This is a genomic window from Nakamurella sp. UYEF19 (assembly GCF_040546275.1).
GTDB lineage: Bacteria > Actinomycetota > Actinomycetes > Mycobacteriales > Nakamurellaceae > Nakamurella.
Window position 1 is genome coordinate 65896 of sequence record NZ_JBEPNO010000019.1, and the last position, 19589, is coordinate 85484.

The window sequence follows — 19589 nt, forward strand, 5'->3', positions numbered from 1 at the left end:
TCCTGGCACCGACCGACCCAAAGGCCGCGTCAGTCGACGATGGGAAGCGTCAATCGCCCGCCGGCCGTCAGGTCCGGCATCCTGGTCAGTCCGGACGCAAGTTCGCGGCAGGTCACCAGGCGTTGCGCCTCGGTGGCCTGGTCCCTGGTCAGACCGAGCAGCTGACCGAGTCGGTCGGTTCGTTCGAGCACAATCCGTATTGGTCGGGCAGGGTGCCGGCGGACCCACCCTTCAGGCGACCGGTGTAGTAGTTGCCGGTGAGGCCCGACCCGGCGGTTGACGAAGATGACGGGTTCAGCAGGACGCAGGCGACCCACCGCTGGCCGGCGGCCTGCTGGCGGACGGTCGGTGACACATTCCCCGACTCGAGCTTGATCATCGGAGACCAACCCGTCTCGCCGGTGCCCGCCAGACCGAGATAGGCCGCACCGGTCGGGCAGGTCAGCGCCGCCTGGACATCCGGATCGGAGGTCGCCGTCCGATAATCCTCGGACGGTGCCCAGGGAATCACCGGAAAATCGAGCTTGACCTGGATCACCTCGCCGACGTGGCGCCCCGTGCAGGCCCCGATCCTGCCACGCGGGAAGTACATCTTGCCGTCCATGCTGACCGGCGACAGATAGACCGGTTCCAGGAGGCAGTCACCCACCGAAGGCGGACCCGGTACCAGCAGGGCGGTCGCCGAGCCGCCGATGACAGTCGCCGACAGGGCCGAGGCCACCACGACGCCCGTCATGACGACGAGCAGCACAGCGACTCCGCCGACCCTGCGGCCCATCGACGAAGAGTACGCCCGGCTGTGCCCTCGAGATGCTTCCGCCTGCACAGACGCTCCCACGGGCAGTCTCGTGCAATCTCGTACATTGGCAGGAGCCATGGGAGATCAGCGCAGACGGGCCCGCCGCAGCGGTAGGTGGTGGCTCGCTGCCGTCGCCCTGCTCGTCGCCGGCTGTACGACGGTGGGCGGCACTGCGGTGATCGCGCCGTACCGCAGCCCGCCACTGGGCTCGCTCGCTTCGGCGCTGCTCCGCTCCGGTGCACCGGGTGTGCTCGCGCTGTCTCCGGACGGTGTGCTGGTCGCCACCGTCGACGACGGCCGCGGAATCTGCCTCCGACCGTTGGCGGGCGGTCGGGCGCCGGTCTGTGTCGCGCTTCCCATCACCGGGCGGCACACGATTTCGGCCGCGTTCTCGTCGGACGGGCTGACGCTGGCGGTCGGGCGGGATGTCGCGGCGAGCGGCGCCGGCGCCGTCTGGCTGCTGGACACCGTGACCGGGAGGGCCCAGGCGGTACCGGCCGTGAAGGAAGCGGGTTCCGCGCCCGTCTACCTGGGGATGGTGTGGGATCACGCAATGGCCGGGGATGACGATCAGGCAGCGACCGGCGCCGACCATCTGCTGCTGATCAGCAATTCCATCCAGAAGGACGGACCCCGGACCCGGATCGTCGACGTCGACCCGACGTCGCTGATTCCCCGGGTGGTCGCCCAGGCCACCGGCCCCTACGAGTTCCAGTCGGGCTATCTGGCCGCCGGTGGCCCGAAGGTGATCTTCACGGTGTTCCGGGGTGATCAACTTGCGCCGAATCTGGTGGTGGTCGATCTCGACTCCGGCGATCGCAAGGAGTTCGGCCCACTCGGCGCGAACGGCACCCGGCTGATTCCGCTGGCAGTCTCTCCCGACGGCAGAACGGCGGTCGTCGGATCGGCGACCTACCAGCACGCGGGAGCTCCGCGGCTTCTCGACCTTGCGACCGGTCGGCTGACCGAGATCCCTGGCCCGACCGGGGATTTCGTGCTGGCGAGCTTCTCGCCGAATGGCGCTCAGGTGGCGGTGGTGTCGACGGTGGGCACCGCGTCGTCGCGGATCGCTGTCGCCCCGGTGGCAGGAGGACCGGCCAGGACGCTGGTGGAGATCCCCACCCGGCCGTCGGCGGCCGGACGTCTCACCTGGTCGGGACGGGACGTCGTCGGTATGGAGGCGCCGATCTCGCCGACCTCGGCGGCATCGGTGGTCGGGTCGATCGTCGGATGGCACCTGTCGGGATGACCTCCGCTCATCGCTGCCGCGCCCGGTGGTGACATCTCTGCGGCCGTGATCCAGGCGACCCGCCGTCCTGCCACATGGACCCAGCGGGCAGGATCGAACGGTGAGCATCAAGATCGTGGGCATCGGCGGTTCGGTCGACCCGGACTCCCAGTCCGAAAGAGCCCTCAGGGCAGTACTGGCCGCCGCCCGCCATCAGGGGGCGACCACGCAGTCCTTCACGGGGCGGGCGCTGGATTTCGAGCCTTACCACTCCGGGGCGGTGTTGCCGGGAGCCGCCCGCGACTACGTCGAGGCCGTCCGGTCGGCCGATGCGGTGGTGATCTCGTCGCCGGGATATCACGGCACCGTCTCCGGCCTGGTGAAGAACGCGCTCGACTATCTGGAGGAGCTCCGCACCGACAGCCGTCCATACCTGGACGGCCGCGCGGTGGGCGCCATCGCCGTGGCCCGCGGGTGGCAGGCGGCCATGGGCACGCTCGGGACGCTTCGTCAGGTCATCCACGCGCTGCGCGGCTGGCCGACTCCGCTGGGCCTCACCATCAACAGCGCGACGACCACCTTCGACGAGAACGATCTGGCCGACGATCCCGCCGTCGCCGGGTCGGCAGAGATGCTGGCCGGTCAGCTGATCCAGTTCGCCGGCTGGACCGCCGGTACTGCCGAGCTCTGATTCCCGGGGCACAATCGAGACCCAGGAACCTGATCACGACGGGCGGCCCCGCACGGCACCAGCCCTGAATTGAATTGAATTGAACTGAACTGAAGGAGAGGACCTCATGACGACGACGTCAGGATCCGGTACCGAGATGCTCCGCGAGGCCCGGGAGTTCCTGGTGGCCCACCGCACCGACTACGCCGGCGCCGTCGAGGGGTTCGTCTGGCCGCGGCCGGAGCACTTCAACTTCGGTCTCGACTGGTTCGACGTCATCGCCGGTGAGCATCCTGACCGACCGGCGCTGACCATCGTCGAGGAGGACGGTGCCTCGGAATCCTGGTCCTACCGGGCACTCTCGGCCCGTTCGGACCAGGTTGCCGTCTGGTTGCAGAGTCGGGGCGTCCGGCGCGGCGACCGCATCATCCTGATGCTCGGCAACCAGGTCGAACTGTGGGAGGTGATCCTCGGCGCGATCAAACTCGGCGCGGTGCTGATCCCGGCGTCGACCCTGCTGGCCACCGCGGATCTGCGCGACCGCGTCGAGCGTGGGCATGCCGGCTTCGTGATCGTCAAGGACACCGAAGCGGCCAAGTTCGACGACGTGCCAGGGGATTTCGTCAGGATCGCAGTTGGTAGTCCGACGGAGGGCTGGATCTCCTATGGCGAGAGCCTCTCTGCGGACGGCGTTTTCGAGGCCAACGGCCCGACGCCGGCGAACGACACGCTGCTGCTGTACTTCACCTCCGGCACCACCGCGCTGCCGAAACTGGTGGAGCACAGCCATGTCTCGTATCCGATCGGACATCTGACGACCATGTTCTGGCTCGGTCTGCAGCCTGGTGACGTGCACCTGAACATCTCCTCGCCGGGCTGGGCGAAGCATGCGTGGTCGAACGTGTTCGCGCCCTGGATCGCCGGCGCCACGGTGTTCCTCTACAACTATCACCGCTTCAACGCCGGTGAGTTGATGCGGGTGATGGCGCAGTACGGCGTCACCACCTTCTGTGCGCCGCCGACGGTCTGGAGAATGTTGATCCAGGCCGACCTCTCGGCCCTCGCGACCCCACCGCGCGAGGTGGTCGGCGCCGGCGAGCCGCTGAATCCCGAGGTGATCGAGCAGGTCCGTCAGGCGTGGGGAGTGACCATCCGCGACGGCTTCGGGCAGACCGAAACCACGCTGGCCGTGGGTAATTCGCCCGGCCAGCCGGTGAAAGAGGGGTCGATGGGCCGGCCCATGCCCGGCTTTGCGGTCACGCTGGTGGACGTCACCACCGGCGCCCTGACGCCGGTCGACGGTTCCGGTGCGGTCGGCGAGGGCGAGATCTGCCTGGATCTGGGCCGCCGGCCGGTGTCTCTGATGACGGCCTACCACGGCGACGACGAGCGCACCGAGGAGGCGATGGCCGGCGGGCATTACCACACCGGCGATGTCGGTTCCGTGGACCAGGACGGGTACATCACCTACGTCGGCCGCGCGGATGACGTCTTCAAGGCCAGCGACTACCGGATCTCGCCGTTCGAGCTGGAATCCGTGCTGCTGGAGGACGAGTCGGTCGCCGAGGCCGCCGTGGTGCCGTCCCCCGACGCGCTCCGGCTGGCCGTCCCGAAGGCATATGTGGTGCTGGCGGCCGGGTTCGAGCCGGACCGGGAGACGGCCGCCCGCATCTTCCGGTACGCCATGGACCACCTGTCGCCGTACAAGCGCATCCGCCGGCTGGAGTTCGCCGACCTGCCGAAGACGATCTCCGGCAAGATCCGCCGGGTGGAGTTGCGCAGCCGCGAGGACCTGATCCACGCCGTCGGCGCCGCACCCACCGGCACCGAGTTCCGCCTGGAGGACTTCCCGGAACTCCGCGCCTGACCCCCGCCTCCGCGCCTCCCGCTATGGCCCTACGTCCTGCACAGTGATCGCTATAGCGAGCACTGTGCAGGACGCAAGCCGCGGCGGGCGTCAGCTGACGAGGGCGGGCAGGCCGAGAGCGGTTCGGGCGTAGAGGATCTCGCAGGCCACCTGACGGATGCGCTCCTGCACCACCATCGACCCGTGCCCGGCGTCGTACCGGTACTGGGCGTAGGTCGCCCCGCGGGCCGCGAGGGCGTCGAGGTAGGTGTCGATCTGCCGGATCGGGCAGCGCGGGTCGTTCTCGCCGGCCAGGATCAACACCGGAGCCACCACGTGGTCGACGTAGGTGAGCGGCGACGAGTCGGCATAGGCCAGCGGAACCTCCTCCGGTGAGCCCCCGAACAGCGCACGGTCGTAGGCGCGAAGCGGTTCCATCTCGTCCTCGTAGGCCTGCAGGTAATCGGCGACCGGCACACCGCCGATGCCCACGGCCCACCGGGACGGTTGCGTGCCGACCCCGAGCAGCGTGAGGAATCCGCCCCATGAGTAGCCGGCCAGGACCGATCGCCCCGGATCGACCACCCCTGCGCCCACCAGGTGGTCGTGTACCGCTGCGATGTCAGCCAGCTCGGTGTGGCCCACCCGCTGGGTCAGCGCGTCGCGCCAGGCCGAGCCGTAACCTGTCGACCCGCGGTAGTTGACGTTCACCACGGCGAAACCAGCGTCCAGCCAGGCCGCCCGGGTGGCGTCGTAGGCGTCCTCGTCTGCTGCCGCCGGTCCGCCGTGCACGAAGAAGACGGTCGGCAATGCGGTGTTCGAGTGCTCGGCGCCGGCGGGGGGCCCCCAACCGGCCGGGCGGGCGAGGAAAGCGTGGATCCGGCCGCCGGCGCCCGGCACCCAGACCTCGGTCACCGGTTCCGAACCAGGGGCGGCTCCGCCCGGTGGCAGCAGCAGGGTGCAGTCGGTGCCATCGGTGGCCAGCACCCGCAGTTGTCCCGGTGCGGACGAGCTCGACCAGCGGTACCAGATCGCTCCGTCCGGCCGGACGACCGCACCGGAGATGACGCCCGTTGCGGCCGGCAGGTCGGTGAGTTCGCCGGTGGCCAGGTCGTACCGGTGCATGCTGGTTCGGCCGGCGCTGGTGTGCAGAATCAGCAGCGACCGCGCGTCGGGATAGAAGTCGCCGGAGATGTCACCCGGCAGATCGATGTCCAGCTCGGTGACCCCACCGGTGGTGATGTCCCAGATCAGCAGTTGGTCCCGACCCTGGCGCTCGTGTCCGACCAGTACCCGGGTGTCGCCCGGGATCGGAGCGAAACCGATGGCGCCCAGACCTTTTCCGGGGGTGTCGTCCAACTCGCCCAGAACCCGGCCGTCCGCGACCGAGATCGCCCGGAGGGCGGGATACCTGGAGTCGCCGTGCTCGGAATGGGCCAGCAACCAGATGGTTTCGTCGTAGGAGAGTCCGTCGACGCTGCCGTCGTTGGTGTTCCGGTACACCACCGTCGGGTCGGCACCAGCCACCGACAGGTGGATGCGGGTGCCGTCGTCATCTGCGAAACCGGCGATGACGACGTTCCGTCCAGCTTCGAGTCCGGCCGGGTAACCCGGCTCCACCGATGGCATCGAGGCGGTCGCCGAACCCGGTCCACTGCCGAACGGCTGCCGCTGCCAGCGCCCGAACTCGTCGCCGTCGTTGTCCTCGAACCACAGCAGATCGGCGCCGTCGGCCGACAGCGTGCCGTGGGCCGTCCCATCCGGCCGATCGGTGGCAACGGTGCGGCTGTCGGTGGCGATGTCCCAGTAGTAGAGCTCGTAGCGACCGTTCTCGTTGGAGAGGTAGACCGCGCGGGCGGGGACGTCCCTCGCGGGATCGGCCAGGCTCAGACGCGTCGCCGAGAACCGCTGCTGCCAGCGTCGTTCCGCCCCTTCGTCTTCGAACAGCCGGTCCGGGACCGCGGCGACAGGGTGCACGACGTGATGGACCCCGGGATCGTCGGTCTCGGTGGCTGCTGGATCGTCGGTGTTGCTGTTCATGCCGTCATCCTGCCTCGTGTTGTCCGTTTCGTTCACCCGTGGGCCGCCCCGGTCGGCATTCCGGTCATCAATACGACGCCCTTCCGCTCGCCCCGCCGGCGCGTGGCCCGGCCCGGTCGGCGGGCGGGGAATGCCCCGGAAAGGTCCCAATTCGTCCATCGGAGATGTCAAACTCTTGTCCATGACTGCATCTGTTCCCGCTGGCTGGTATCCCGACCCCTCCGGCGCGCAGGACACCCTGAGATGGTGGGACGGCACGACCTGGAGCGGGCACACCCAGCCGACTCCGTCGCAGGTTCCGCCCGGCCCGGCGCAAAATTATCAGGCGCAGCCCCAGAACCCGCAACAGGCGGCCTACCAGCAGCCGTACCAGCAGCAGGCCGGGTACCAGCAGCAGGCGTCGACGGCGGCCGGGCACACCTACGGCGACCAGAGCTTCGGCGGTCACATGCAGGCCGGTGGGCCGGTGGCGTCCGGATACCGCTCGCCGATGACGGAGGCGAACATCTTCGTCAGCCAGAAGCGAAAGATCATCGAGGTGACGAACGAGTACGCGGTCTTCGCCCAGGACGGCGGGCAGATCGGCAGCGTCACCGAGGTCGGGCAGAGCACGGCCAAGAAGGCCCTGCGGGTGCTGACCAGCTTCGACCAGTTCATGACTCACCGCCTCGAGGTCCGCGACATGAACGGCCAGGTGCTGATCCAGCTCACCCGGCCGGCCAAGGTCTTCAAGTCGACGCTCATCGTGCAGCGGGCGGACGGCGCGGAGGTCGGCCGGCTGGTCCAGCGGAACGTGTTCGGCAAGATCCGCTTCGGGCTGGAGGCGAACGGGCAGGAGATCGGCTCGCTGAACGCCGAGAACTGGCGGGCCTGGAACTTCTCCATCCAGGATCACACCGGCGCCGAGATCGCCCGGATCACCAAGACCTGGGAGGGCCTGATGACGACGCTGTTCACCTCGGCCGACAAGTACATGGTGCAGATCCACCGGCCGCTCACCGATCCGTTGCTGTCGTTGGTCGTCGCGTCGGCACTAACCGTCGACACCGCTCTCAAGCAGGACGCCGGCGGCTTCAACTGAGCTGATCGATCATGGCGGGAATGGTCCCGATGTGACCGGTGGGATGCGCGTTGTTACAACCCGGTCACAGCTCGTCCCATCGCGGCGAGGCCTCCCGTCGGCGTGTCGCCGACGGCCCTAGCGTGGGAGAGGTCCAAGAGATGGACGCCCACTGGTGATGAGCCCATGAACGATGGAGACGCCCGATGACGATCCGCATCCAACAGCGCGACAAGACCGCTACGAAGATCCAGTTCGTCCTGCCCGACGACATCCATGACGGCGCGGTGTCCGTCGTCGGATCGTTCAACGACTGGCGGCCCGGTGCGCATCGACTCATCAAGCGCAGCAACGGAACTCGGAGTGTCAGCATCGCGGTGCCGCGCGGCCAGGAAGTCAGTTTCCGCTATCTCGGGGTGGGCGGTGTCTGGTTCGACGACCCCGATGCGCACGAGATCACCCCCCAGGGTTCGCTGGTCCGCGCCTGACCGTCGCCGCACGCCTTGCAAGCTGCCACCCGGCAAGCTGCCACCCGGCAAGCTGCCACCCGGCAAGCTGCCGCCCGGCCCGCGGCCGGTCGACACAGCACAGCGGTCAACGGTGGACGACGTATCCCACGTAGCCTCCGCCGTTGCGCAGTGACACCAGGCCCGGGACGTCGTGGATCGAGCCGTAGGTCTGGATCGCGTAGTTCATCCCGGCGTAGAGGTTGGCGGCCGGGTTGTACTGGTTGTCCGGGAGTTGCGGTGACCGGTAGGTCTCGAAGGTCGACTTGATGACCTGGACCAGCCCGATCGACGGATGCCCATTCTGCGCGTTGATGTCGGTGAGGTTGATCGCGTTCGGGTCGCCACCCGACTCGTAACGGATGATCGTGTCCACGTCGGCGACGTTACCGGTCGACTGGTGCAGGGCGTTCAGGATGCACTGCACCACCGGATTCCACCGCGTCACCGAGGTGCCGTTCGGGTCCGAGGCGATGGCGTTGCACTGGGCGGCGCCGCTTCCGTCGAGGTAGAAACCCACCACGTCGGCGAGCAGTTGAACGCTGCCGCCGCTGCTGTTGTAGATCCGGATCCGCCCGTCCGATCCGAGCGGCACCATCACCAGGTTGGCGACGGTCTGGCCCCCGACGAAGTTCAGGTTCGACGTCTTGGGCTGCGCTGTGCCATTGGCGTAGACCGTGACGACCCCTGCGGCGTAGGGGGCGACGGCGGTCACGTTGACCACGGCGCCTGCCACACCCGGTACGGGGAGCGCGCCAGTGCCGGCGAGCTTGACGGTGATCGAACTGTTGCCCGGCACCGCACCTGCCGGAGCGCCGAGCCCGATCCGGGTGTCCAGCAGGCGTGTCGGTGTGACCGGCTGGAAAGCACCGGCCACTCCCGGTGTTCCGGCCCGGAAGTAGCCGGCGACATCGGCGATCAGCGCCACGGATCCGGGCGAACCGTTGAACAGGCGGATCCGTCCGAGGCTGCCGAGCGGTACCACGACCAGGTTGGGCACCGTGCGGGAGACCGTGAAGTCCAGGCTGGACACGCCCGGTCGTGCGGTCGCTTCCGGATAGACCGTCAGGTAGCCCGAAGCGGTGGGCCGGGTGACCGTGACCGTCAGCGCCACCGCGGCGATCCCCGACGTCGGTAGACCCGCTGCCCCGGAGATCTGGAGCGACAGGGAGCTGTTGCCGGCCACCGGACTTGCCGCGGCGCCGAGCCCGATCCGGGTGTCCAGCAGGCGTTTCGGCGCAACGGGCTGGAACGAGCCGCCCACCGGCGTGATCCCGGGAGCCCCGGTCAGGAAGAAGCCGGCCACGTCGGCGACCAGCGCTGCGGTGCCGGCGGAGCCGTTGAACACCCGAACCTTGCCGTTGTCGCCCACCGGTACGACCACCAGGTTGGGGATGGTCTGCCCCGCCCAGAAGGACAGACTGGAGGCGACGGGGCGGATGGAGTCGTCGGGGTACACGGTGATGTAGCCCGGGGCCAGCGCGCGGGTGACCGTCACGTTCAGCGCCACCGCCGACACTCCGGTCGCCGGAATCCCGCCGGCACCCAGCACGGTGACCGCGACCGAGCCGGTGGCCGGAACCGGGCCGGCCGCGCCGAGACCGGTGCGTGTGTCGAGAATTCGGGACGGGGCGACCGCGGTGAACGAGCCGGCCACCGTCGGGGCCGCAGCTGCGGTCATGGTGCCTGCCGCTGCTGCCCATGCCTTGGCAGGAACGGCTGCCCGCGGTGGGGCCGTCGAAGCGAGCGCCGGGGGTGGCGTCACCAGGGCGACGAGCGCGAGCAGACAGGCTGCGAGGGTGGAGCTGCGACGTTGGAACATCGACATGTCGGGTCCTTCCGTGCCGCCCGGCTTGCGAGGTCGGGTACACCGGCGGACCCGCTAACAGTGAGCACTCTGTCACAAGAAGTGACTAAAAGTGAAGGGTGTTCCTGGCTGAGATCCATCGGTCCGCCCATCGCAGCAGTGGGAATGTGCTCAGAAAGCTCGGAAATGTGCTCAGAAAGCACTGAGGCGGCATGATCGAGCGGTGACATCGCCCTCGGAGCCGCTGCTCGCCGGCCCGCCGGAACTTCCCGGCGACGACGAGGTGCTGCGGGTGCTGCTGCACCGGAGGAACACCGGTCGGCTGGACGACGGACATCGGGTCGCGCTCGTGGTGAACGGTGGTGGGATGCGGGCCGCCTATGCCGGTGGCATGGCGCACGCCCTCGACGATGCCGGGCTCGGCGGATGTTTCGACGTCGTCTACGGCAGCTCGGCGGGCGCCTTCATCGGTGCGGCGCTGCTGATGGGGGATGGCCGCGGATCGGCGCACATCTTCTTCGAGGACATGGCCAGCCGGGCGTTCATCGACCCTCGTCGGCTCGGGCTGTGGCGGCCGATGGTCTCCCTCGATCACCTGCTCGACCGCATCATGGTGGAGTCCAAGCCCATGCCCTGGCATCTGCTCAACAACCTGACGGTGCCGCTGAAGGTGATCGCCACCGATGTCGACGATCTGAGCGCGCACGTGCTGGAACCACGCAACGAACTCGAGTGGAAGCTCGCCATGCGGGCGACGGCCTCGATCCCGTTCCTGGCGGGCCGACCGGTCCGGTTGCACGGCCGACGATGGATCGACGGCTCGGTGTCCGAGCCGCTGCCGGTCCACCGCGCGCTGCGCGACGGCGCGACGCACGTGCTGGCCCTGCTGAACCGGACGGTGGCCGGCCTGCGGCAGAAGGACGCTGCGCCGCGTCCCGCACGGTGGGCCAGGAGTCTGGATCGGATCGCTCCGGGGCTCGGTTCGATGGCCCAGGAGAGTCAGCGGCTCGGCCCCGTCCTCGCGCTGCTGGACGATGCCGCCCACGACTCGCGGCAGGGCATCCACCTGCTGGCCATCACACCGGCTCGCGATGTCGGCGTGCGCGGTCTCACCACCGATCCGGCGAGGGTCAGGTTGGCGGCGGACATGGGCTACGACTCGCTCACCTCCGCGTTGCGTCGCGTCTCCTGACCGATTCGGGGCCTGTTCAGCCGGTCTTCCTCAGATCTGCCCGGTAGACGAAGACGTTGTACGGATCCCACACCGACAGCGTGAAGTAGATCGTGCGTCCGCCGTCGCCGACGTAGTCCGCCAGCATGTAGGGCGCGTAGACCCCGGGGACGTCGGTGGCCGAGACGAGGGTGATCGGCGCGGACCACGGCCCCCACGGGGCCGCTGCCTCGCGGATCGTCGAGCCCGCGCCGCCGCCGTCCGTCGATGTCATCAACCAGCGGTCGAGGTAGTCGTTCCATACCACCGACAACTCACCCACGGTGCCGGCGACGATCGTCTTCGCCTTCGTGATCTCGTTGCTGTACAACGGTTTTCCTGACGTATCGGTCCCGGTGAAGTACTGGTAGGCGCCCTGCTGCTCGACCTGTGCGGAGGCCACCTTCATCAGCTGCACGCCACCGAAACGACCGTGGGTGACACCCCAGAAGTACAGCTCACCATTCAGGTCGGTGACGCTGACCTGGACAAAATTGCTGTTCCCTCCCCACCGGGGGGTATCCAGTTTCTGCCAGGTCGCGCCCTTGTCCTTCGATCGCGCCAGTCCGGCGTAGTTGGTCTCCCACTCGCCGGCATCGCCCCAGTGCCGGACCGACATGAAGGCCAGGTACAAGGTGGCCCCGACGGCAAAACCGTACGTCGGGATGATCGTCATCTCGTCGTCGTCGATCTTCTTGCCCGGGATCGGCTCGGCGGCAGAACCATTGCTGTCCAGCGTGTATCCGTCAAGCGTGATGCCGTCGGCCGGGTTCCGGTCGGTCGAGTAGGCCAGGGCGTTGGATCGCCACTCGTCGCCACCGCCACCGGTCATGCCGGGATCCCGTTGGCCGAAGGTATCGCCGAAGACGAACCAGATCCTGCCGTCGGCCTCGAACATGGAACCCAGATCCTGGCCGGCCACCTCGAAACGGTCGGTGCGGTTCGGTGAATCCGGACCCGTCAGCGCCGACACCTTGTGCACGCCGTCCACTCCGGCGAGCACCATCGGGAGGCTGGCGGTGTCCGTCGGCAGACGGTCCGGCTCGATCGGTGGCGAAGCAGAACATCCGCTCAGCACGAGAAGGACGCCGGCGAGCGCACCGATCCACCGGGACGGCCGTTGGCCGCGCCGGACTCCGACCCGTCGTTGGGCGAACACGTAGCGCTCCCGCTCTGCCGGGGCGGATCGATGACCACCCGAGATAACGATTTCTCACTCAGACTGACCATCCAGTGGCGGGTTGTCAAGGCTTGGACCGGGGTCAGTTCCCGGCCCGGGCCGAACTGGCCCTGGCCCGGAGGGTGGGAGAGAGGATCAGTTCCCGCGGCGCGCCGTCGTAGCCACCGATCCGGCTCAGCAGCATCCGGGCGGTCTCGGCTCCGAGGTCGTAGGTGGGTTGCGCGACCGTCGTCAAAGGTGGGCGGAGGAGCCGCGACCACGACATGTCGTCGAATCCGACGACAGCCATCTCGTCAGGAATGGTCAGGCCGGCCTCGGCGATCGCCTCGAGCGCGCCCAGTGTCATCAGGTTGTTCGCGACGAAGACGGCATCGATCGGGCGGCGGAGGCCGAGCAGCTGTTTCATCGCTGCCAACCCGCTCTCCTCGTGGAAATCGCCGAAGCGGATCAATTCGGCCGACGGCTTCAAGCCGTTGCGGATCAGGCCGTTGCGGTAACCGCCGAGGCGGTCGGCCCCGGTGGAGACGGTGATCGGACCACTGACGCATCCGATGCGACGATATCCCGCCGCCACGAGATGGGACACCGCCATCTCCGCACCACCGGAATTGTCGATGAGTACCCGATCTACCCTGTCGCCACTCAGTTTTCGGTCGACGGTGACGACCGGAATACCTTGTTCGAGCAGCTGGTCGAAGTTGGTCTGGGTCAACGAGGCCGGCGCCAGGATCACGCCCGCCATGTTCTCCGCGAGGGCCAGCTGGAGATAGTCGAGTTCCTTCGCAACGTTCTCCTCCGAATTGCACAGCACCAGCGAGTAACCATTCGCGTAGGCAACGTCCTCCACGCCGCGCACCATGTCGGTGAAGAATGGATTGCGGATGTCGGAGATGATCAGGGCCCACACCATGGTGCGCCTGGTCCGCAGGCTGCGGGCGATCCGACTCGGCCGGTAGGCGAGATCCTTGACCGCGATACGGACCCTGGCCGCCAACAACGGATCGACCTCGTTGTTGCCATTCAGGACCCGCGAGACCGTTGCCGTCGAGACTCCGGCGGCCCTGGCCACATCAGCGATGGTCGGCATCAGGGGCACCTCCGATTTCGTTTCGCCGGTCTGCGCGCGGTCGGCTGTCGCCCCTGGATCGGCCAGGACAGCGCAGATCTTACGACAACCGTGACGGTTGTTCACCGCAGCGCTGGCCACCGGACGCCGCGGCATCGCACTCTCTGCCGAACCTGCCGAGGCCCGGCAGGGTGCGAGACCCTCTTGTGTAATCGGTTTCTCAGCCCTATGCTCGGCCACCAGAGCGCCGGTGCTCCTCCCGCCCCGGCCTGGATCTCCAGGTCGGCTGCGTGATCAGTGTCGGCGTGAACCTGGCCGACGACGCTGTCGAGTCAGCAAGGACCCGAGGGGGAACATGACCGCCGCGGCCGTTCTGGGCGTCGACATCGGCAGCTCGAGCAGCAAGGGTGTACTGGTCTCCCTCGACGGCGCCGTGCTCGCGCAGGTCCAGCGCGACCACGACCTGGATCGCCCGGTGCCCGGCCACGTCGAGATGGATGCGCAGATCTGGTGGGCCGAGTTCACCTCGATGACGGCCGAACTGCTGGCCCGCCACCCCATCGAAGTCATCGCCGTCGGCGTGAGCGGGATGGGGCCGTGCGTGCTGCTCGTCGATGACGACGACGTCCCGGTCCGGCCGGCGATCCTGTACGGCGTTGACACCCGGGCCCTGGACGAGATCACAGGACTGACCGACGATTTCGGCGAAGCGGCCATCGTGGCCCGCTGCGGGTCCGCCCTGTCGACCCAGGCGGTCGGCCCGAAACTGGCCTGGCTGGCCCGGCACGAGCCGGCCGACTTCGCCAGGGCCCGGCGGCTGTTCATGCCGAGTTCCTGGCTGGTCCGCCGGCTGACCGGTCGGTACGTCCTCGACCACCACTCGGCCAGCCAGTCGACGCCCCTCTACGACGCGGGCGCGGCGCGGTGGTTCGAGCCGTGGTGGCAGCAGATCTGTCCGCAACTGCGGGCGCCGGAGCTGCTCTGGTCCGATCAGGTCGGCGGGCGGATCTCGGCAGCGGCCGCAGCGGCAACCGGCCTGCCCGCCGGGATCCCCGTCATCGCGGGAACCATCGATGCGTGGGCCGAGGCGGTCAGCGTCGGTGCACTGGGGATCGGCGATCTGATGCTGATGTACGGCTCGACGATGTTCCTGATCAACACGGTCGACCGGCCGGTGTCGGCGCCCCCGCTGTGGGCGACGGTCGGCGTCACGCAGGGCAGCCGCAACCTGGCTGCCGGTATGGCGACCTCCGGCTCGATCACCGCTTGGCTTCGAGAGCTGTTCGGCCGCGTCGACTATGCCCACCTGCTGTCCGAGGCCGGCCGGTCCCCGGCCGGAGCGAACGGTCTGCTGATGCTGCCGTACTTCGCCGGGGAGCGCACCCCGATCGCCGATCCGATGGCCCGTGGGCTGATCGCGGGCCTCACCCTCTCCCACACCAGGGGTGATCTCTACCGGGCGGCATTGGAGGCCACCGCGATGGGTGTCCGGCACAACGTCGATGTGATGGCGGCGGCCGGCGGGCGGATCGATCGCGCAGTGGCGGTCGGCGGCGGCACCCAGGGCGGCCTCTGGGCCCAGATCGTCTGCGACGTCACCGGTCTCCCGCAGGAGCTGCGGGAGACCAGCGTCGGGGCGAGCTACGGCGCGGCCTTCCTGGCGGCCGGCGCCGTCGTGGACCCGACCATCGACCACTGGAACCCGGTGGCCTCGGTCATCCGGCCGAACGCCGAGATGCGGCCCGGCTACGACGATCTCTACCACCTGTACACCGAGGCCCGGGGCGCAACCCTCGAGCTCGGCCATTCCCTGTCCCGCCGGCAGATCGAAACTGCTGCCGCTCGACGGACATCAGACCCGAGAGGTGTTCACGTATGACAGATCATTCGCGCCCCGCCTACCTGTTCCCCGAGTTGCGTGCCGAGCCGACGACGCCTCCGGCCACCGTCTACACGGTGGCCAACGGCGACCTGCGGCTCTCCGCGAACCTGCAGTGCTGGCCCGTCCAGCAGCAGCTGGAATCCGACGTCACCGTCGCCGTCAACGATCTCGGCTGGCAGGTGGTCAGGGCGCACGCCGTCGACGAGGTGGCCGGGCATGGCTTCATCGACAGCCAGCGCCGGGGGATCGAGGTCTTCCGGGACATCCCGCCCGACGCACCGGTGGTGGTGGTGGAGGCGGTGTGGCAGTACAGCCACCACCTGATGGCCGGTCTGCGGTCGCACCGCGGGCCGATCCTGCTGGTGGCCAACTGGAACGGCACCTTCCCGGGGTTGGTCGGGATGCTCAACCTCGCCGGCAGCCTCACCAAGGCCGGCATCGACTATTCCTCGCTGTGGAGCCTGGACTTCACCGACCAGTGGGCGCGGGACGGGCTCCGGAGCTGGTTGGAGACCGGCAAACTCGTCCATTCCGTCGACCACGTGCGCTCGCTGCCTCCGTTGGATCCGGCCGTGCCCGAGATCGCCCTCGGACAGGCGCTGGCCCGGCAGCTGATCACCGACAAGGCCATCATCGGCATCTTCGACGAAGGCTGCATGGGGATGTACAACGCGATCTTCGACGACGAGCTGCTGAATCCGACCGGCATCTACAAGGAGCGGCTGTCGCAGAGTGCCCTGGTGGCCGAGATGGGCCGGGTCGGCGAAGAGGAGGCCGCCGCGGCGAAGGCCTGGTTGGACGCCGCGGGCCTGACGTTCGAGTTCGGGACCGACGAGGCCAGCGAACTGACCCCGGCCCAGGTGCACAGCCAGATGAAGATGTACATCGCCGCGGTCCGGATGTCCGACGATTTCGGACTCGACGCCGTGGGGATCCAGTACCAGCAGGGGCTCAAGGACACCGTGCCGGCCAGTGACCTGGTGGAGGGTCTGCTCAACAATGTCGACCGGCCCCCCGTGTACAGCCGTGACGGGGCCAGGGAACTGTATGCGGGGCAGGCCCTTCCGCACTTCAACGAGGTCGACGAAGGGGTGGCGATCGATGCCCTGGTCACCAATCGGCTGTGGACGGCGATGGGATTCGACCCCGCCAACACCTTGCACGACGTCCGCTGGGGTGAGGAGTACGACGGAGAGTTCGTCTGGACCTTCATGATCTCCGGCGCGGTGCCCGCCTCCCACAACGGTGGCTACCGGAACTCCTACAGCAGGCGCCAGCCGAAGATGTTCTTCCCGCTGGGCGGCGGGACGCTGAGCGGCTGCTCGAAGCCCGGCGAGATCGTCTGGTCCCGGGTGTACATCGAGAACGGCAGCCTCCAGATCGATCTGGGCCGTGGACATGTCGCGGATCTGCCGGCGGCCGAGACGCAGCGCAGGCTGTCCATGACCAGCCCGGAATGGCCGATCATGCATGCCGTGCTCCACGGGGTGGGACGGGATGCGTTGATGGCACGTCACAAGGCCAATCACGTGCAGGTGGTGTATGCCCCGGACGCCGAATCCGCGGACCGTGCGCTCACCGCGAAGGCGGCCGCGTTCGACGCGCTCGGCGTCACGGTGCACCTGTGCGGCGACGTCCGGCTGGTCGGACCGGAGGGCGAGAACTGAGATGGCGGAGGCAGTGTTCGACATCGCCCGGCTCGGTTCCGGTCGTACGCGGTCGATCTCGCCGGAGAACTTCGACGGGGCCAAGGGGGGCGGTGGCCGGGCCACCGAAGGCACCGGGGCCGCCTGCGCGGAGGGTCTCGGCGTGGGGTGGAAGATCTCCCCGAGCGTCGACATCGCTCCGGGCGAGACGTTGACCATGTCCGAGATCGAGGGGCCGGCGGTGATCACCCACCTGTGGATCACCACCCACCGGAGCCGTTGGCGCAGCCTGATCCTGCGGGCCTACTGGGACGGCGCGGAAGAGCCGGCCATCGAAGTGCCCCTCGGTGACTTCTTCGGTCAGGGCTGGTGCAGTTTCGCGCAGCTGAGTTCGTTGGTGATCGCGGCCAATCCCCACGGTGGGTTCAACTCGTACTGGCCGATGCCCTTCTCGGCGTCCGCCCGGCTGACCATCGAGAACCTGGCGCCTGACGCTGCGACCGTCTACTACCAGGTGACCTACGAGAGCGACACGCAGGCCACGGACGGCGGCTACCTGCACGCGCAGTTCCGGCGGAGCAACCCGTTGCCGTCCGGCACCACCCACCCTCTCGTGACCGGGGTGCTCGGGCATGGCAAGTACGTGGGCACCTACCTGGCGTGGGGAGTCAACCGGCCCGGCTGGTGGGGGGAGGGCGAGGTCAAGTTCTACCTCGACGGGGACCAGGAGTACCCGACCATCTGCGGCACCGGTACCGAGGACTACTTCGGCGGCGCCTGGAACTTCGACGTGCCCGGCCAGGGCTATACCGCCTATACCACACCGTATCTCGGTCTACACCAGATCCTCGCGCCGGACGGCCTCTACCAGAGCCAGCAACGATTCGGGATGTATCGCTGGCACCTGGCCGATCCCATCAACTTCCGGACCGATCTCCGCGCCGACATCCAGGCGCTGGGCTGGAAGTCGCGTCACCGCTACCAGCTGCTCACCGACGACATCTCCTCGGTCGCGTACTTCTACCTCGACCGGCCGACCGCGACCCGCCCGGTACTGCCCGGAGCCGACGAGTTGGAGGTCGGCGGGGCACCCCTGGAGTGAAGGCCGCTGCCCCGCACCCGCACAAATCAATTGACAGCGAAGTCAACCGAAAGGACCTGCAATGAAACGCGATCCCAGCTTCACCAGCACTGCCGCCGGCGTCGCCGGCAACGCCTTCAACCGTCGTCAGATGCTCAGGGTGCTGGGCGCGGCGGCCACGCTCCCGCTCCTGTCAGGGCTGGCCGCATGCAGCGGCACGAGCACCGCGGCCGGGCCGGTCGCGACCACGTCGTCAGGAGCGGCCGCCACCGGGGGTGCTGCCGGAGCGACCGCGGTCGGCGGCGCGACCACGTCCTCGACGGCCTCCGGATCGCTGAGCTTCGTCTACTACGGTGACGCCAACCAGCAGGCCCAGTTCAAGTCCCTGTTCGCCGAGTTCAACAAGATCAATCCGGCGATCACGTTGCAGGCACAGGGGATCGCCTCCGCATCGTGGGCGACCTTCTCCAACACGGTGGCCACCAGGATCGCCGGTGGCCAGATCCCCGACATCATCCAGATCGCCACCGAGGGCCAGCGGATCTTCGCCTCCAAAGGTCTGCTGGAACCCCTTGACCCCTACATCGCGAGGGACAAGGCGCTCGTGGACAACTACTACGCGGACATCGATCCGAATCTCAAGGCCTGGACCACGAAGTACGGCTCGACGGACGGCAAGACCTATTACATGCCAGGCGGTTACAACACGGTCTGCATGTACCTCAATACCGAAATCCTCGCCAAGGCCGGCGCCACGGTCCCGACCGGCGACTGGTCCTGGGATGACTTCAAAGCAGCCGCCCAGCAGGTCAAGGACAAGACCGGCGCGTTCATGCTGCCCGTCGGATCCGGGTACTTCACCGACGTCATGCCGTGGCTGACCACCAACGGCGCTGCCACGTTCAATGCAGACTGGAACGTCCCGACCTTCAACACCGCGGCTGCCGTCGAGGCCGTGACCTTCGCCAAGAGTCTGATCGATGCGGGGTTGGCCCCGAAACCCGGCGGCGCGTTCGACGCGGCGACCAACATGAGCAACGGCAAACTCGCAGGTCTGGCCGGTGGCCGGTGGCCCACGATCGACATGCGGCGACTGAAGATCGTCGACAAGGTGCAGATCGTCAAGTGGCCCAAGAAGATCGCGGACGGCTCCCCGGTCGGCTGGGACGCGTGGCCGATCACCAAGGCGTCCAAGAACAAGGACGCGGCCTGGGAGTTCATCAAGTTCCTGATCTCCAAGCCGGCCGGCGACTACTTCGCCACCATCGGAGGAACGATCGTCCCGGCCCGCCTCTCGGTGGCCAAGAGCGCGTCGTTCACCACCAACGCCCCGAAGGGTAGCGGCCTGCTGTCGGATGCCATCGCGTACGCGACCCCCATTCCCTCGCCGGACCGGGGAGCCGAGATCCAGAAGACCATCGAGGACGCCTGGTTGAAGGTCATCTCCGGGAACGGAGACGCGCAGAGCACCCTGGAGGCCGCGAACACGAAGTTGAAGACGCTGCTGTGACTCTCGACCAGATCCCCGCCGGCTCATCCATCGGGTCATCGGCCGGGCCATCGGGCGC

The 19589-nt window shown here is 68.1% G+C and carries 16 protein-coding genes; 10 read left to right on the forward strand and 6 right to left on the reverse strand.

Annotated features, from left to right (window positions below):
• Nucleotides 1-29: 29 nt before the first annotated feature.
• Both ABIB25_RS21300 and ABIB25_RS21305 read right to left on the reverse strand, forming a co-directional pair.
• Entirely contained in the window at nucleotides 30-191 is a 162-nt protein-coding gene (locus ABIB25_RS21300) for a hypothetical protein (protein ID WP_354530526.1), read from the reverse strand.
• Complete coding sequence (locus ABIB25_RS21305; protein WP_354530527.1) at nucleotides 149-778, reverse strand: hypothetical protein; 630 nt, start codon at nucleotides 776-778, stop codon at nucleotides 149-151. The genes ABIB25_RS21300 and ABIB25_RS21305 overlap by 43 nt, the downstream gene beginning before the upstream one ends.
• Nucleotides 779-875: 97 nt before the next feature.
• On the opposite strand from ABIB25_RS21305, the gene ABIB25_RS21310 reads away from it, so the two are divergent.
• The 3 genes from ABIB25_RS21310 (at nucleotide 876) to ABIB25_RS21320 (ending at nucleotide 4564) form a co-directional block, all read left to right on the forward strand.
• Nucleotides 876-2048: a WD40 repeat domain-containing protein gene (locus tag ABIB25_RS21310; RefSeq protein ID WP_354530528.1), complete on the forward strand. Its 1173-nt coding sequence runs from the start codon at nucleotides 876-878 to the stop codon at nucleotides 2046-2048.
• Between the two features lie 100 nt (nucleotides 2049-2148).
• Nucleotides 2149-2718 (forward strand): NADPH-dependent FMN reductase, encoded by a 570-nt coding sequence (locus tag ABIB25_RS21315; RefSeq protein WP_354530529.1) that lies wholly within the window; start codon nucleotides 2149-2151, stop codon nucleotides 2716-2718.
• 106 nt (nucleotides 2719-2824) lie between these two features.
• Nucleotides 2825-4564, forward strand: a complete 1740-nt coding sequence (locus ABIB25_RS21320; protein ID WP_354530530.1) for an AMP-binding protein — start codon at nucleotides 2825-2827, stop codon at nucleotides 4562-4564.
• 90 nt (nucleotides 4565-4654) lie between these two features.
• Here the strand turns inward: ABIB25_RS21320 and ABIB25_RS21325 are convergent, their stop codons facing one another.
• Entirely contained in the window at nucleotides 4655-6583 is a 1929-nt protein-coding gene (locus ABIB25_RS21325) for a S9 family peptidase (RefSeq protein WP_354530531.1), read from the reverse strand.
• Nucleotides 6584-6764: 181 nt separating this feature from the next.
• Here ABIB25_RS21325 and ABIB25_RS21330 point away from each other — a divergent pair, with 181 nt between their 5' ends.
• Both ABIB25_RS21330 and ABIB25_RS21335 read left to right on the forward strand, forming a co-directional pair.
• Nucleotides 6765-7664, forward strand: a complete 900-nt coding sequence (locus ABIB25_RS21330; protein WP_354530532.1) for an LURP-one-related family protein — start codon at nucleotides 6765-6767, stop codon at nucleotides 7662-7664.
• A gap of 185 nt (nucleotides 7665-7849) precedes the next feature.
• Nucleotides 7850-8131 carry an isoamylase early set domain-containing protein gene (locus ABIB25_RS21335; RefSeq protein ID WP_354530533.1) on the forward strand — a complete coding sequence of 94 codons (282 nt, stop codon included), beginning with the start codon at nucleotides 7850-7852 and terminating at the stop codon, nucleotides 8129-8131.
• Between the two features lie 106 nt (nucleotides 8132-8237).
• Here ABIB25_RS21335 and ABIB25_RS21340 read toward each other — a convergent pair whose 3' ends face one another.
• Nucleotides 8238-9977 (reverse strand): transglycosylase SLT domain-containing protein, encoded by a 1740-nt coding sequence (locus tag ABIB25_RS21340; RefSeq protein WP_354530534.1) that lies wholly within the window; start codon nucleotides 9975-9977, stop codon nucleotides 8238-8240.
• A 202-nt stretch (nucleotides 9978-10179) separates the two neighbouring features.
• Here ABIB25_RS21340 and ABIB25_RS21345 point away from each other — a divergent pair, with 202 nt between their 5' ends.
• Nucleotides 10180-11148, forward strand: coding sequence for a patatin-like phospholipase family protein (locus ABIB25_RS21345; RefSeq protein WP_354530535.1), 969 nt, complete (start codon nucleotides 10180-10182; stop codon nucleotides 11146-11148).
• A gap of 16 nt (nucleotides 11149-11164) precedes the next feature.
• On the opposite strand, the gene ABIB25_RS21350 is transcribed toward ABIB25_RS21345, so the two are convergent.
• Nucleotides 11165-12325: a glycoside hydrolase family 183 protein gene (locus ABIB25_RS21350; protein ID WP_354530536.1), complete on the reverse strand. Its 1161-nt coding sequence runs from the start codon at nucleotides 12323-12325 to the stop codon at nucleotides 11165-11167.
• A gap of 103 nt (nucleotides 12326-12428) precedes the next feature.
• Nucleotides 12429-13433: a LacI family DNA-binding transcriptional regulator gene (locus ABIB25_RS21355; RefSeq protein ID WP_354530537.1), complete on the reverse strand. Its 1005-nt coding sequence runs from the start codon at nucleotides 13431-13433 to the stop codon at nucleotides 12429-12431.
• A 334-nt stretch (nucleotides 13434-13767) separates the two neighbouring features.
• Here ABIB25_RS21355 and ABIB25_RS21360 point away from each other — a divergent pair, with 334 nt between their 5' ends.
• From ABIB25_RS21360 to ABIB25_RS21375, 4 genes are all read left to right on the forward strand, one after another.
• Complete coding sequence (locus ABIB25_RS21360; RefSeq protein ID WP_354530538.1) at nucleotides 13768-15291, forward strand: FGGY-family carbohydrate kinase; 1524 nt, start codon at nucleotides 13768-13770, stop codon at nucleotides 15289-15291.
• A complete protein-coding gene (locus ABIB25_RS21365) occupies nucleotides 15288-16961 on the forward strand; it encodes a fucose isomerase (RefSeq protein WP_354530539.1) in 1674 nt (557 codons plus the stop codon). The genes ABIB25_RS21360 and ABIB25_RS21365 overlap by 4 nt, the downstream gene beginning before the upstream one ends.
• Nucleotide 16962: 1 nt before the next feature.
• On the forward strand, nucleotides 16963-18042 hold the full coding sequence (locus ABIB25_RS21370; protein WP_354530540.1) for a glycoside hydrolase family 172 protein: 1080 nt from the start codon (nucleotides 16963-16965) through the stop codon (nucleotides 18040-18042).
• 61 nt (nucleotides 18043-18103) lie between these two features.
• A complete protein-coding gene (locus ABIB25_RS21375) occupies nucleotides 18104-19531 on the forward strand; it encodes an ABC transporter substrate-binding protein (protein WP_354530541.1) in 1428 nt (475 codons plus the stop codon).
• Nucleotides 19532-19589: the final 58 nt, after the last annotated feature.

Excerpts from the sequence above, each read along its gene's own strand:
- ABIB25_RS21305 (WP_354530527.1), bottom strand. The coding sequence starts at position 778 with ATGGGCCGCAGGGTCGGCGGAGTCGCTGTGCTGCTCGTCGTCATGACG.
- ABIB25_RS21310 (WP_354530528.1), top strand. The coding sequence starts at position 876 with ATGGGAGATCAGCGCAGACGGGCCCGCCGCAGCGGTAGGTGGTGGCTC.
- ABIB25_RS21320 (WP_354530530.1), top strand. The coding sequence starts at position 2,825 with ATGACGACGACGTCAGGATCCGGTACCGAGATGCTCCGCGAGGCCCGG.
- ABIB25_RS21325 (WP_354530531.1), bottom strand. The coding sequence starts at position 6,583 with ATGAACAGCAACACCGACGATCCAGCAGCCACCGAGACCGACGATCCC.
- ABIB25_RS21330 (WP_354530532.1), top strand. The coding sequence starts at position 6,765 with ATGACTGCATCTGTTCCCGCTGGCTGGTATCCCGACCCCTCCGGCGCG.
- ABIB25_RS21335 (WP_354530533.1), top strand. The coding sequence starts at position 7,850 with ATGACGATCCGCATCCAACAGCGCGACAAGACCGCTACGAAGATCCAG.
- ABIB25_RS21340 (WP_354530534.1), bottom strand. The coding sequence starts at position 9,977 with ATGTCGATGTTCCAACGTCGCAGCTCCACCCTCGCAGCCTGTCTGCTC.
- ABIB25_RS21355 (WP_354530537.1), bottom strand. The coding sequence starts at position 13,433 with ATGCCGACCATCGCTGATGTGGCCAGGGCCGCCGGAGTCTCGACGGCA.
- ABIB25_RS21360 (WP_354530538.1), top strand. The coding sequence starts at position 13,768 with ATGACCGCCGCGGCCGTTCTGGGCGTCGACATCGGCAGCTCGAGCAGC.
- ABIB25_RS21365 (WP_354530539.1), top strand. The coding sequence starts at position 15,288 with ATGACAGATCATTCGCGCCCCGCCTACCTGTTCCCCGAGTTGCGTGCC.
- ABIB25_RS21370 (WP_354530540.1), top strand. The coding sequence starts at position 16,963 with ATGGCGGAGGCAGTGTTCGACATCGCCCGGCTCGGTTCCGGTCGTACG.
- ABIB25_RS21375 (WP_354530541.1), top strand. The coding sequence starts at position 18,104 with ATGAAACGCGATCCCAGCTTCACCAGCACTGCCGCCGGCGTCGCCGGC.